13 protein-coding genes are annotated in these 13268 nt (G+C 62.4%); 5 read left to right on the top strand and 8 right to left on the bottom strand.

Annotated features, from left to right (window positions below; translation table 11 throughout):
* Positions 1-5: 5 nt before the first annotated feature.
* Together AB5Y81_RS04190 and AB5Y81_RS04185 are read right to left on the bottom strand one after the other, a co-directional pair.
* Complete coding sequence (locus tag AB5Y81_RS04190; RefSeq protein WP_279484757.1) at positions 6-1220, bottom strand: methyl-accepting chemotaxis protein; 1215 nt, start codon at positions 1218-1220, stop codon at positions 6-8.
* Between the two features lie 299 nt (positions 1221-1519).
* Complete coding sequence (locus AB5Y81_RS04185) at positions 1520-2608, bottom strand: ketoacyl-ACP synthase III (protein WP_005303774.1); 1089 nt, start codon at positions 2606-2608, stop codon at positions 1520-1522.
* A 202-nt stretch (positions 2609-2810) separates the two neighbouring features.
* Between AB5Y81_RS04185 and AB5Y81_RS04180 the strand changes: the two genes are divergently transcribed.
* The 4 genes from AB5Y81_RS04180 (at position 2811) to AB5Y81_RS04165 (ending at position 6933) form a co-directional block, all read left to right on the top strand.
* Positions 2811-3752 (top strand): LysR family transcriptional regulator, encoded by a 942-nt coding sequence (locus tag AB5Y81_RS04180; RefSeq protein ID WP_126882468.1) that lies wholly within the window; start codon positions 2811-2813, stop codon positions 3750-3752.
* 128 nt (positions 3753-3880) lie between these two features.
* The gene (locus AB5Y81_RS04175; RefSeq protein WP_010634872.1) at positions 3881-4489 is read left to right on the top strand and encodes a LysE family translocator; all 609 of its coding nucleotides are present in this window, start codon (positions 3881-3883) and stop codon (positions 4487-4489) included.
* A gap of 102 nt (positions 4490-4591) precedes the next feature.
* Positions 4592-6451 carry a U32 family peptidase gene (locus AB5Y81_RS04170; RefSeq protein WP_279484756.1) on the top strand — a complete coding sequence of 620 codons (1860 nt, stop codon included), beginning with the start codon at positions 4592-4594 and terminating at the stop codon, positions 6449-6451.
* Between the two features lie 110 nt (positions 6452-6561).
* The gene (locus AB5Y81_RS04165) at positions 6562-6933 is read left to right on the top strand and encodes an ASCH domain-containing protein (protein WP_099359014.1); all 372 of its coding nucleotides are present in this window, start codon (positions 6562-6564) and stop codon (positions 6931-6933) included.
* Positions 6934-7077: 144 nt separating this feature from the next.
* Here AB5Y81_RS04165 and AB5Y81_RS04160 read toward each other — a convergent pair whose 3' ends face one another.
* The 3 genes from AB5Y81_RS04160 to AB5Y81_RS04150 form a co-directional block, all read right to left on the bottom strand.
* Positions 7078-7866 (bottom strand): SIR2 family protein, encoded by a 789-nt coding sequence (locus AB5Y81_RS04160; protein WP_042009179.1) that lies wholly within the window; start codon positions 7864-7866, stop codon positions 7078-7080.
* Positions 7867-7991: 125 nt separating this feature from the next.
* Positions 7992-8471, bottom strand: coding sequence for a methylated-DNA--[protein]-cysteine S-methyltransferase (locus AB5Y81_RS04155; protein WP_279484755.1), 480 nt, complete (start codon positions 8469-8471; stop codon positions 7992-7994).
* Complete coding sequence (locus AB5Y81_RS04150; protein ID WP_279484754.1) at positions 8468-10033, bottom strand: AlkA N-terminal domain-containing protein; 1566 nt, start codon at positions 10031-10033, stop codon at positions 8468-8470. Before AB5Y81_RS04150 ends, AB5Y81_RS04155 begins: the two co-directional genes overlap by 4 nt.
* A 201-nt stretch (positions 10034-10234) precedes the next feature.
* On the opposite strand from AB5Y81_RS04150, the gene AB5Y81_RS04145 reads away from it, so the two are divergent.
* The gene (locus AB5Y81_RS04145) at positions 10235-10636 is read left to right on the top strand and encodes a VOC family protein (RefSeq protein ID WP_024942943.1); all 402 of its coding nucleotides are present in this window, start codon (positions 10235-10237) and stop codon (positions 10634-10636) included.
* Between the two features lie 69 nt (positions 10637-10705).
* Here the strand turns inward: AB5Y81_RS04145 and AB5Y81_RS04140 are convergent, their stop codons facing one another.
* The 3 genes from AB5Y81_RS04140 to AB5Y81_RS04130 form a co-directional block, all read right to left on the bottom strand.
* Positions 10706-12184, bottom strand: a complete 1479-nt coding sequence (locus AB5Y81_RS04140) for a carboxypeptidase M32 (RefSeq protein WP_279484753.1) — start codon at positions 12182-12184, stop codon at positions 10706-10708.
* Positions 12185-12317: 133 nt separating this feature from the next.
* Positions 12318-12896: a DNA endonuclease SmrA gene (gene smrA, locus AB5Y81_RS04135; RefSeq protein ID WP_099359019.1), complete on the bottom strand. Its 579-nt coding sequence runs from the start codon at positions 12894-12896 to the stop codon at positions 12318-12320.
* A 154-nt stretch (positions 12897-13050) separates the two neighbouring features.
* Positions 13051-13200 (bottom strand): DUF3149 domain-containing protein, encoded by a 150-nt coding sequence (locus AB5Y81_RS04130; protein ID WP_010634864.1) that lies wholly within the window; start codon positions 13198-13200, stop codon positions 13051-13053.
* Positions 13201-13268 lie beyond the last annotated feature (68 nt).

Genomic DNA, 13268 nt, shown 5'->3' with positions numbered 1-13268 from the left:
CTCTCCTAGAAAAAAGTGACATCCGCATTGCTGGAAGGGGTTGCCGCCTGGTGCTGGCGACCGTGATGAATGTTGCGTTGTTCATCGGTGGCGTATGAGAGCTCCATGTCCGCCAACCAGCTCTCCGCATCGATCCGGATGGGGCCTGACTGGTGTGTTCTGTTGCGAGACGAGACCAGGTGGTCGTTGAGGCTGTCCATGTTTTGACGCACATGGCTGAGGATTTGACTGACCCTATCCTGGAACTGTAACGAAACGATGACATCGGAGATTTCGCGGTGAATACCCGTACTCTCGCTCTGCAGCAGAGCAGCGGATTCCGCCAGGCTGGTAGTGGCCATCCGAAAGCGTTCCAGTACCTGCTCGATGGCGTGCTCGGCGTCGCTGACGGCAACCTGGTCGCGCCCGGCCGCGCTCTCGGCAATCTGGAAGGCGCGGCCGATGCCGGCATTGATGGTGTCGACCTTGTCGGTCATCTTCTGGGCGGTCTCGCTGGAGAGGCGCGACAGGGTGCGCACCTCGTCAGCCACCACGGCGAAGCCACGACCAGCCTCACCGGCCCGGGCCGCTTCGATGGCGGCGTTGAGGGCCAGCAGGTTGGTTTGGGAGGCAATCTTGGCCACGTCGAGCGCCATGGTGTTGAGCTCTATGGTGTAGGCGGTGAGCGTCTTGATCTCAGCCAGCATGGCATCGCGGTTGGCCTGGGTGGAGTGCATGATGGTGATGACCTGATTGAGCTGGGCCTGACTCTGGGCCAGCACGGCGGCCATGCCGGCCGATTTTTCACCACCCAGATCGCCGGCGGCATTGTGGGAGGCGGCGACCGCCTCTTCCAGTTTGGTGGTCAGGCCGGCGAAGCGCTGGGTGAGATCGATCATGGCTCCTTCGGTTTGCTGGCGAGAATTTTCAATCTGTTGCGACCAGATAGGCACCGCTTTTTCACATACCTGCTCGAGCCCGATGATGGAGTGGTTGAGTCCGTTATCGGCAAATGGGGGGGTCTGCTTCTCCTCACTCTCTTTGTCGGCGGGTTTGGCGTGGTAGTGGCGGGCGCTCCAGAGAGTGGCGGCCAGTGCAGCCGCCAGGTTGGCCAGCAGATAAGGAAGGGGGCTGCCCGCGAGCAGCAACAGCAGGGTGCTGAACAGGCCCAGGCCAAGGCCGCAAGCCCAGCTGACCGGCTCCCAGAAGGCTAAGGTGTGTGCCCGTGTGTTGTCTGTCATACGCAAACTCGCCCCTGCTCTTGAATGTGAAGAGGGTGAGCCGTCATTTCAGTCAGACCGAATGAGCCAAGCACAACCCGCTAATTATCAATAACTCAGTAAGGTTAGCGCAAAAAAATCGCCTGGTTACAAATTGCTCTTTCTTGATTGGGGTTACTGAGAAAAATGGAATATGGAGGGGACGCTTGGCAGCTTGCAGCCCCTTGCTGGCGGGGAATGGCGTATCTGCACAATAAGGAAGGAGGGGAGAACGAAAAAGAGCCTGCATATGGCAGGCTCTCGGCGTTGTGCGGGCGGCTTTATGCCTCGTTGGCGTGGGCTTTTTGGCACCCTTCCACGGCATGGGCGATGAGTTCGAGCGCGCTCTTGTCGCACGGCGGCAGTTCGGCCTCGCACGCCTTGATGGGGGTAACACGCTCGCCCCACTTGATGATGGCTGCGCCCCAGGTCAGGCCGGCACCGAAGGCGGCGGTCAGCAGATAGCTGTTCGGCTGGACGCGGCCCTGCTCCAGTGCCTCGCACAGGGCGATGGGCACGGTGGCGGCGGAGGTGTTGCCGTAGTGCTCGATGTTGACCATCACCTTCTCCATCGGCGCGTTCATGCGCTTGGCGAGGGTCTCGATGATGCGGATGTTGGCCTGGTGCGGCACGATCAGATCGATCTGCTCCGGTGCGATGCCGGCCTGTGCCAGTACCGTGTTGGTGGCTTCGCCCATGCCGCGTACGGCCCGCTTGAAGATCTCCTGGCCTTCGAAGTTGAAGGTGAAGAGGCCGTCGATGTCGGCAAAACGCACCCGGTCGGTACCGAAGTTCGGCACGTGCAGGATCTCGCGCGCCTCGCTGTCACAGCCCAGCTTGTTGGCGATCAGGCCGCTCTCCTGCTCGCTCGCCTCGATCACCACGGCGCCGGCGCCGTCGCCAAACAGCACGGCGGTATCGCGACGGGCCCAGTCCAGCAGATAGGTGAGTCGCTCGGCGCCGATCACCAGCACCTTCTTCATCATGCCGGTCTGTACCAGCGAGGTGGCGACCGAGAGGGAGTAGACGAAACCGGTGCAGGCGGCGTTGAGGTCGAACACGGCGGCATTGGTGGCGCCCAGCTTCTTCTGCACCGCGGAGGCGGCGCTCGGCAGCAGGTTGTCCGGCGTGGCGGTGGCCAGGATGATGCCGTCGAGGTCGCTGGCTTCCAGCCCGGCGCAGGCCAGTGCGCGACGGCCGGCCAGGGTGGCCAGATCGGAGGTGCTGACGTGGGAGATGCGGCGAGCCTTGATGCCGGTGCGCGGGTAGATCCACTCATCCGACGTATCCATGATGGTGCTGAGGTCGTCGTTGGTCAGTACGGAGGGAGGCAGGCATTTGCCCCAGCCTGTGATATTGGCGTATTTCATCTTGTTACCGCTTCTCAAGTGGATCGCCCGCGGGCGGAAAATCGCGCAATTATGCCGCACGGGGCAACCACTGTCATCTTGTGGTCATGGTTATCTGGCTGCAGGGTCACGCCAGGTTGCGGGGGCCGGCGGGAAATTTCGCTTAAACCGCGGAGCTTGGCTGCCCTAAGATAGGGCTTTCGTCACTGGATGGAACCACCCCTTGCACAAAGCCAACCTCAACCTGCTGCCGACCCTCAAGGTGCTGCTGGAGACCCGCAACATCAGCCGGGCGGCGGAGCTGCTGCACCTGAGCCAGCCTTCCATCAGCAAGCAGCTCGGCCAGCTGCGCAGCGAGTTTGGCGACGAGTTGCTGGTGCGGGAGGGGCAGCGCTGGCTGCTGACACCGCGGGCCGAGGCGCTGGCCGCCCAGCTGGCGGACTCCCTCGGTGCGCTGGAGCGACTCTACGAGGCTCCCGGTTTTGACCCGAGCCGCTGCGAGCGGGTGTTCCGGCTCGCCTCTTCCGATTACGTGGCCCAGCATATCCTGCCGGACATCTGCGCGGCGCTGGCCAGGGAGGCGCCGCTGGCGGCGCTGGAGTACAGCCTGTGGGACAAGCGTCTGCTGCCGCAGCTGTGGCAATCCGAGCTGGACATGGTCTCCACCATCACCGAACTGGTGCCGGATCAGATCCGCGGCCTGCATCAGGGGGAAGATCGGCTGGTGGTGTTGATGGGTAGCCACCATCCGTTGGCGGGGCGCTCGCTCAGTCTCGATGACTACCTCGCCTGGCCCCACCTGCAGGTGAGTGGCGGGGGCGACAAGGACAGCCCGGTGGAGCAGGTGCTGGCACCCCAGGGGTTGAGTCGGCGTTGGTTTGCCCGGGTGCCCTTCTTTCAGGCGGCGGTGGAGGTGTTGCTGCGCACCGACTGCCTGCTGACCACCCCGGCTCACATCGCCTGGCAGCTATCCTGTGAGCACGCCCTGCATTTTTGCGATCTGCCGTTTGTCAGCCGCACCCAGCAGTATCATCTGCTGTGGCATCAGCGCCACCATCAGGATCCGGCCCACAAGTGGTTTCGCGAACTGGCCTATCCCTACCTGCGCGAGCACCTGCAGCGCACGGTGGCGGCGAGCCGCAAGGTGTTGAACCCGCCCCGCTAGCAACAGACGCTTGTGTTGGCCTATAGCCATTGGCTATGGGTTCTATTCCCAACTTTCACTTCTGGCATAACCAGGGGCCCTTTACCCTGAGCGCAGACATTCATCTTCCGCTTGAGACAAGGAACACCATGGAATTGACGAGTTGGCTGGCTCTGGCCGCAATCTGCGTGATGGGCGCCATCAGCCCGGGGCCGAGCCTGGCACTGATCATCCGCAACACGGTGCAGGGTGGACAGGGGCACGGCGTGGCCACCGCCCTTGGCCACGGCCTCGGGGTGGGCATCTATGCGCTGATAACGGCTTTGGGCCTCGCCATCCTGATCACTCAAACCCCGCTGTTGTTTGACGTAATTCGCTACGGTGGCGCCGCGTTTCTCGCCTGGCTCGGGGTCAAGGCGCTGCTGGCCAAGCCCGCCAAGGGGGAGGCGAGTGAAGAGGTGCATCAGCTGCGCGGTCGGCAAGGCGCCTTTGAAGGCTTTATGGTGGCCTTTCTCAACCCCCAGCTCGCGGTCTTCTTCATCGCTCTGTTCAGCCAGTTTGTGCATGCCGATACCGGCTGGCGCGAGGGGGGCATCATGATGCTGACCGCCGGCGGGATCGACGCCGTCTGGTATGTGCTGGTGGCGCTGGTTCTCTCTCGTGGTCCCGTGCTGGCCTGGCTCAAGGCAAAATCCTTCGTCATCGACAAGGTGAGCGGTCTGGTGCTGCTGGGGCTGGCCTTGAAGGTGGTGCTCTGATCCAATCCTGTATTTTGCGGTGATCTTAAGCGGGATCAAGGCGGGGAGGGTGGCAATGCCCTAGAGTGGCGCCCATTTGCTGTCCGCCCTGACTCCGAGACCATGCACCAGAACAAGCACCCGTTAAGCCACCACAATCGGTTGGAGCTGCTGGCTCCGGCCAAGAACCTCACCTACGGCATCGAAGCCATCAATCACGGTGCCGATGCCATCTACATGGGCGGCCCCGCCTTTGGTGCCCGCAGCGCGGCAGGCAACAGCATAGAGGATATCGAAGCGCTGGCGCGCCATGCCCACCGCTTCGGCGCCCAGGTCTTCGTCGCCTTCAACACCCTGTTGCACGATCACGAGCTGGAGCAGGCCCGGCGGCTGACCCACCAAATATATGAAGCGGGGGCCGATGCGCTGATCGTGCAGGACATGGGGTTGCTGGCGCTCGATTTGCCCCCCATCGCGCTGCATGCCAGTACCCAGACCGATAACCGCACCCCGGAGAAGGTGAAGTTTCTGCAGGATGTGGGCTTCTCCCAGGTGGTGCTGGCGCGCGAGTTGTCCCTTGCGCAGATCCGCGAGATCAGCGCGGCCACCAATGTGCAGCTGGAGTTCTTTATCCACGGTGCGCTCTGCGTCTCTTACAGCGGTCAGTGCAACATCAGCCATGCCCGGACCGGCCGTAGCGCCAACCGTGGCGAATGTGCCCAGCTCTGCCGTTTGCCCTGCTCGCTGCAAAAGCCGGATGGCGAGGTGCTGGTGGCCGACAGCCACCTGCTCTCCCTCAAGGACATGGATCAGACCGACAACCTAGAGGCGCTGATCGAAGCGGGGATCCGCTCGTTCAAGATTGAGGGGCGCCTCAAGGGACTCGACTACGTCAAGAACGTCACCGCCTGGTATCGCCAGAAGCTCGACGCCATTCTGGAACGCCGCGGCGATCTGGTGGCCTCCTCGGCCGGCCGCTGCAGCTACAGCTTCACGCCTGATCCGAAGAAGAGCTTCAACCGCGGCAGCACCGATTACTTCCTCCATGGTCGCCAACCCGGGATCGACTCCACCAAGAGCCCGAAATACGTGGGCGAGCCGCTGGGCCGGGTCACCAGCGTCACCAGGGACGGCATCGAGATCGACGGCAAGCAGGTCACCCTCAACAACGGCGACGGTCTCGGCTTCTTCAAGCCGAACAACGAGCTGGTGGGGATGCGCCTGAACAAAGTAGAAGGTAAGCAGTTACTCCTGTCAGAGCGTATGCCTGGCTTGAAGGTGGGCACAGAAATCTACCGCAACCACGATCAGGCATTCAGCAAGGTGCTGGAGAAGGCGAGCGCCGATCGCCGCATCCGGGTCGATATGGTGCTGGCAGAGTGTGATGAGGGATTGCGCCTCACGCTCACCGATGAGCAGGGCATCAGTGCCACCGTCACGCTCCCCTGTGACAAACAGCCGGCCGACAACCCGGAACGGGCACTGCAACAGGCGCGGGATCAGCTCGGCAAACTCGGCAATACCCTGTTCGTGGCGCGCAAGGTTGAGTTGGCGTTTACTCACCCGCTATTCATTGCCGCATCCATGCTCAACGGTTTGCGCCGGGATGGCATCGCCGCGCTGGAGGCTGCCCGTCTGGCCGGCTACCAGCGCCCCGAGCGGCGCATCGCGCTGCGGGATATCCACTATCCCCTGCACCGTCTCTCCTACCTTGGCAACGTGCTCAACAGCGCGGCCGAGCAGTTCTTCCGCGAGCACGGGGTGGAGCGCATCGCCCCCGCCTATGAGGCGAACAAGGAGGAGCGGGAAGTGGTGCTGATGATCACCAAACACTGTATCCGTTACAGCCAGAACCTCTGCCCGAACGAGGTGCCCGGTCTCAAGGCCGAGCCGCTGGAACTCAAGATGGGCAAGGAGACCTTCCGCCTGCGCTTTGATTGTCACCGCTGTGAAATGCATGTGATGGGGAGTTTGAAGCGCTGAGGAGCACGATGCCGCCAGGTTCCATGCACATGGCTGGGTTTGTGTGACCCGTTTTGCCTTGAGGTATCATCCTGTGCCAGGGATCCCCAGCAAGCTGCAAGGAAGGATCTATGCTCGCACTCTCCATCGTGGCGCCCCATGGTGCCAATATTGCTTCGGGCAAGAAGACGCTCGAGGTTCGCTCGTGGTTGCCTCCCTCACTGCCCATTCGCGACCTGCTGATCGTTGAAAATGGCCGATACCTCAGCGCCGATCATCCTGTGGATCCGGCCGGTCGAGCGGTCGCCCTGGTTGATATCGAGGAGGCCCATGAGTGGCAACCCGATGAGGTGTTGGCCGCCTGCTCCGGGGGCTGGGAGCCGGGTTACTTTGCATGGCGGCTGTCCAACGTGCGCCCTGTGGTCGATGGGCCCGTCTTGCCGGCGCAGAGGAAGTTGTATGAGGTAGACGGCTCGGGCGTTCTGGGCGCACATTGCGGCTAAAACAGGGCTGGGCAGAGGAACAGGCATCGGCTTGTGGGGTGATCCCCATGGAGAGTGTTATCGGAGGTGGTGAGGTGGCCGCACAGCCCCTTCGATACTGCACAGAGCAAGCCTGGTGCGGGGAGGTGCCTTCAAGATTTTCAATTATTGGAATTTATTCAGAAACGCCTCTAATGCCTCTCCTGGGTTCTCTTTTTCAGATGAGATCATGCTGATCCCCCATTGCTCAAGGACGGCCTCTTGTACCGGATTCGACTTGGCCGAGAAAATATACGATTTCGGCTGGGCATCACCCGCCCGGTTGGCTTTCCATAATTTGGAAAGTTTGTAAAATAAAAGCCTCAGGTTGATATCGGCCAAGCTATACCCGATAAACAACACTGATTTACCCAGCACATCCGAACGCAGTTTTATATCCAGTGGTGTTTCGAATTCAAGCCGCTCAAAATAGCTGGTCTCATCAATGACAATGGACTTGTCATCATCAAAATCACCATGGAATTTTACAACTTGTACCTTGTCACTTTTTATTCTGGTAAAGTCTGATACCGATGCGATTTTGGTAAATGGCTTGCCGTAATATGCGAGGGCATGCTCTATCCAGCGGTCATAGTTGGTGGTGTATATTATCGGAAAGTTAGCTTTGGCAATGTATTCATGGACTTTGGATGTTGAAATATCGATGTCAGGTGAATGCCAAACTCTGTCCATCCAGCTTCTTAAAGGGCCTATGCTGCCTTTTTGTAAACGATAATATTCTGCCAGCGCATAGTGATCGCCAAAAGATTTGTATATTTCAGGCTCATAGCCAAGATCCTTGGCGATCTTGTCGAGCAGGGTTGACCATGATGGAAGGCCAAGGTTCATCGATACCCCGGCCCCAACAAAAAGAATGACGTTGCCTTGTCTAAAGGCCGATAGTAGCTGCTCCATATTTAATCTCTCCTTAATAAATATGGTTCTGCCACTATACTCGGGTTAGAAAAATCGATGAAATCGTAAATCTGTGGTGGATATTATTTTATGATAGATAGTGTCTATGGCTTATAGGCATTACATTATCTTTCACTGATATTCTCCAGTTGCAACAACGCCTTTTTAATCTCCAATCCCCCCGCATAGCCGGTCAGGCTGCCATTCTGGCCGATCACCCGATGGCACGGAATGATAATCGAGAGCGGGTTGCGGCCGTTCGCGGCGCCCACCGCCCGCACCGCATTGGGCTTGCCGATGGCGCGGGCGATGTCGCCGTAACTGCGGGTCTCGCCGTAGGGGATGTCGCACAGCGCCTGCCAGACCGCTTGCTGAAACGCCGTGCCTCTTGGTGCGAGCGGCAGGGTGAAGCGTTGCAGGCGGCCGGCAAAATAGGCCTCAAATTGCGCGAGAAAAGGGGCCAGCGCCACCTTGTCCTGTCGCCAGCCACTCATGTCGGGCAGCGCGCGCAGCCCCGCCACGAAGTCCACGTGCAGCAGGCCGCGCTCGTCGATGGCCACCAGCAGATCGCCGCAGCGGCTGGGCAAGATATCGTAGCGGATCATGGGGTTGTCTCCTCTGCTTGGTTGTCGCTTGCTGCGCAGCCTGGTGCCGACTCGGTCAGCAGGGCCGGCTCTTCACTCATGGCATGCCACAGCCAGCTCGCCGCGTAGCCGCGCCAGGGCCGCCACCTTTCGCTGTGGGCCAATACCGCTTTTACCGGCAACTTGGTGCCGCCCCCCAGCGCCTTCAGTAGCACCAGATCCGAGGCGGGGAAGGCATCCGGGTCCAGTCCGCAGCGCAGCCGCCAGTAGGCGACCGTCCAGGGGCCGATGCCGGGCAGTGCCAGCAGTTGCTCATCGCTGGCGCTGATCAAGCTCAACTCGCCGCTGGCCAGCGCCTGCGCCAGCCCCTGCAGCGTTCTGATCCGGCTGCCGGGCATGCCGATACCGTCCAGATTGAGCTCGCACAGCTGGGCAGGGGTGGGCAACTGCGCCACCCCGAATTGCGCCTCGGTGCGCGCCACCAGCCGCCCGAGTATGGTGATGGCCCCCTTGACCGACACCTGCTGGCCGACGATGGCGCGCAGCATCACCTCGTACTCATCCCAGCCGGCGGGCAGCCTAACTCCCGGCCAGCGCGCCTGCAGGCTCGCCAGCAGCGGATCCTGCCCGAGCCGCGCGCCGATGCGCTGCATGTCGGCATCGAGATCCCACATCCGGCGCACCCGATACAGCAGATCCGGCAGCGCGGCGGGCGGCAGATCATGGATGCTGAGCTGCAGGCTGTGCCCCTTGCCCTGGCTGATGCGCACCCGCGCGAGCCGATCGCCGACCCGGTGCCAGCGTTCATACCCCTCGCCATCTACCCGCTCCAGCCCCGGAATGGCGCGCAGCCGGTAGAACGCCAGCATGGCCGCCACGTCGTACGGGGGGCGGTAGGGCAGTTGCAGCGTGATCATCGCCCCCTCCTCGGTCTGCGGTGCAGCCTGCGTCAGGGCGGCGTCGCCGCCGGTTGGCTCGCTCTGACGGCGCAGCGCCCGCGGCGCCAGCCCGTATGCCTGCTGCCAGGCATCGTTGAAGCGGCGAATGCTGGCAAAGCCCGCCGCAAACGCGATGTCGGTGATGGGCAGCCGGGTTTCGGTCAGCAGCCGTTTGGCGAGCAGCAGCCGGCGCGTCTGCTCCACCTGTTTTGGCGAAGCGCCGAGGTGCTGCTCGAACTGGCGGCGCAGCGTGCGCTCACTGATGCCTGCCTGTTTCGCCAACGCGGTGAGCGAGCGTTCCGCCAGCTCGCCGCGATCGATCCGGGCCAGCAGGCGTGCCAGTGTCGGCGGCAGATCGCCGGGGGCGGCGGGCGCGAGCTCAGGCCGGCAGCGCAGGCAGGGGCGCAGGCCATGCTGCTCCGCTGCGGCGGCTCTTTGGAAGTAGCGCACGTTGTGCTCGTGCGGTGGCCGCGCCGGACAGACAGGCCGGCAGTAGATGCCGGTGGAGAGCACGCCGGTAAAGAAGCGACCGTCGAAACGTGCATCGCGGGCTAGGCGGGCGGCATGGCACTGCTCGGCGCTGAGCGGCAGGTCTGCCTCATCCTCTGGGGCCGGCGGCATCGTCATGACGTGATCTGTTGGCATCGGTGGCTCCTTGCGCCGAAAACGGGGTGGGCACGGCGGCCCGGATGAGTGAGAGACTAAGCAGGAACGGGGGCTATGACTAGCCAGAAACGGACAGCAATTGAAATAAAGCCGATGCCGTGTGCACGGTATGAAAAACAGATCGGTTTGATGTGGCAAGTGTGCGAATCTGGGCTGACAACATCCAAGGAGGAGAGAGCCATGCCAGGACCCGCACGTGCCGGCGCCCTGATCTATGCCAGGGATCCCGGCCTGCTGAGCCACTTTTATCGCACCCTGCTGCAGATGGAGATCCGCAGCCAGAGTGGCGAGCTGATCGTGCAGGAAAACGCCGACATCCAGCTGTTGCTGCACGCCATCCCAGCCCCCTATGCGGAACAGGTGGTCATCACCACGCCGCCGCAGCTGCGCGAGCAGGGCGCCATCAAGCTGTTCTTTACCGTGCCTAGCCTCGCCTGGGCGGAAGCGAAAGCGGCCGATCTCGGTGGCGGCCTGCTGCCGCAGCAGTGGTCAGGGCCAGGTTTCGTGGTGCGCAATGCGTTTGACCCCGAGGGCAACATACTGCAGCTGCGCGAGTTCACCGGCGTGCCGGACGGGCGCTGAGGCGCCACGCCGCCATGAAAAACGGGGCCGCGAGGCCCCGTTTGTTATCTGCTGGTGGGCACGCTGGCCCTACTTCAGATAGCGCTGCTCGAGGTGTTTGCGCAGCCAGTGCGGATTCAGTGCCTCGCCAGTGGCACGGCTGACCAGTTCGTCGGTACTGTAGCGGCTGCCCTGGGACCAGATGTGGCGACCCAGCCAGGCGAAGATCTCCGGCAGGCGGCCCGCCGTGATCAGCTCGCCCATGCTGCCGAGCTCCCGCTCGAGCGCGAAGCGCAGCTGCGCCGCATACATGGCACCGAGCGTGTAGCTCGGGAAGTAGCCGAACGAGCCGTCGGTCCAGTGAATGTCCTGCATGCAGCCATTCTGGTAGTTGCCCTTTGTTGAGAGCCCCAGCCACTGCTGCATCTTGGTGTCCCACAGCGCGGGGATGTCCGCCACCTCGATGCGACCTTCCATCAGATCGCGCTCCAGCTCGTAGCGCAGGATGACGTGGGCCGGGTAGGTCACCTCGTCCGCATCGACCCGGATAAAGCCGGGCTCGACCCGGTTGTAGAGCTTGACCAGGTTTGCCGGCGCCAACGCCGCCTGCTCGCCGAAGTGGGCGCGAATGTGCGGCGCCAGCAGCGCCAGGAAGGCGGGATCATGGCCGAGCTGCATCTCGCAGAACAGGCTCTGGCTCTCGTGAATGCCCATGGAGCGCGCCTCGGCCACCGGCTGGCCCAGCAACTGGCGCGGCAAGCCTTGCTCGTAACGGGCGTGGCCGGTTTCGTGGACGATGCCCATCAGGCTGGAGACGAACTCCTGCTCGTTGTAGCGGGTGGTGATGCGCACGTCGGTCGGCACCCCGCCGCAGAACGGGTGGCTGCTCACATCGAGCCGGCCATGGGCAAAATCGAAGCCGAGCAGCCCCATCACCTGTTGGCCGAGCGCCTGCTGGGCGGCGATGGGGAAGGGGCCTTGCGGGATCAGGATGGTTTCGCTCTTTTGCTGCTCACTCACTTGTTGGATGAGGGAGGGCAGCCAGCCGGTCAGATCGCCGAAGATCTCGTCGAGCCGGGCGCTGGTCATGCCCGGCTCATAGAGCGCCAGCATGGCATCGTAGGGGCGTACCCCCAGCGCGTCGGCACGCAGGTGAGCCACCTCGCGCGAGAGCGTCACCACCTCGGTGAGGTTGGGGGCAAAGCCCGCCCAGTCGTTCTCCTTGCGCTGGCGGCGCCAGGCGTGCTCGCACTTGCTGCCGGCGAGCGACAGCGCCTCCACGAGATCCCCGGGCAGCAGGCTTGCATCCTGCCAGTGGCGCTTGATTTCGCGCAGGTTGGCACGCTGGATCTCGTCCAGCGGCTCGCTCTCGGCCTTGGCAATCCAGTCGCCCAGTTCGGGGGCGGTGCGCTTGTGGTGGATCAGCAGTCCCAGTTCGGCCATGGCCTCGGCGCGGGCTTCGTTGCCCCCCTCCGGCATCATGGCGGCCTGATCCCAGCCACAGATGGCCGAGAGGTGGGAGAGCCGGTGCAGCTGCTGCTGATGTTGTTCAAGTTTCTGATATGACATGGGATTGTCCTTGTTATCGTCCCTGATGGCGTGCACCCCGTACCTGGCATGCTCGGGGCCGATCGATGCTAACACTGCCCTCGTGCGTTTTACCACCCTGGCTTAGGATGACTGACCAGATGACGGGCGCTGGCTAGCCGAGCCGCTTCTGGTGGCGTTCGCGGTTCTCCGCCTTCTTACGCTCGCTCTTGCGTAGCAGCACGTAGAGGGCACCACCGCCGCCGTGACGACGCTCGGCGCTGTGCATGGCCATCACCGCCGGCAGTTGCGGCAACCAGGCGCTGACATAGCTTTTGAGCAGGGCGCGCGGCGTGCTGCGCTCTCCCTTGCCGTGCAGGATCAGCAGGCAACGGATGTCGCGCAGCTCGCAATCCGCAATGAACTGCACCAGGTTCTGGCGCGCTTCGTTCAGGGTCTTCTGGTGCAGATCCAGGCTCGCCTGCAGCTCGTACTTGCCGAGCCGCAGCTTCTTGTAGACCCCCTCCTGCACCCCGTCGCGCTTGAAGCCGACGATGGCGTGGGGGTCGAGCATCTCGACCGCTTCCATGCTGAGGTGATCCAGGGCGAGTTGTTCGGCGGTGGCGGCCTGGCGCCGCGCCAGCTGGGCGTCGGTCGGGCTGCTGGCCGTCTGGAGGCGGACATGGTCGTTGCGAATGGGGCGCACATCGGCCACTTCATTGCGAAACAGTGAGAGTTCGTCGTTTTGAGACACGGCAGGCTCCCCGCAGGTGGAATGAGCGGCCATTATAGCGGGCGGGGGCGGATCTGAAAGTGGCGGGCGCGGCAGTGGCGCGGGTCTGCTCAGACCCTGAGCAAAGGGGGAGGCGAGGGCGGGATCAGGCGATCGGGGATCGCCTGACGCAGGCTTATTGGCCCTCTTTCGGCGGCTTGGCGTTCATCACCTTGTAGATGAAATAAGCCGCGTAGGAACTGATCAGCAGGAAGGTACCGATAATCACCAACATGGACATCAGTCCCACGCTGTTGCCGAACATCAGGTTCATCCAAAAATCCATCTCGTGCACTCCTGTCATCCCATTGATGACAGGCATGATAGATACCTCTTTGGGAGCAAAGAGATGAT

Source organism: Aeromonas sp. s2, from assembly GCF_040907935.1.
Lineage (GTDB): Bacteria > Pseudomonadota > Gammaproteobacteria > Enterobacterales > Aeromonadaceae > Aeromonas > Aeromonas dhakensis.
Note: the sequence above shows the minus strand (reverse complement) of the source record. Positions and strands in the feature narration are given on the sequence as shown.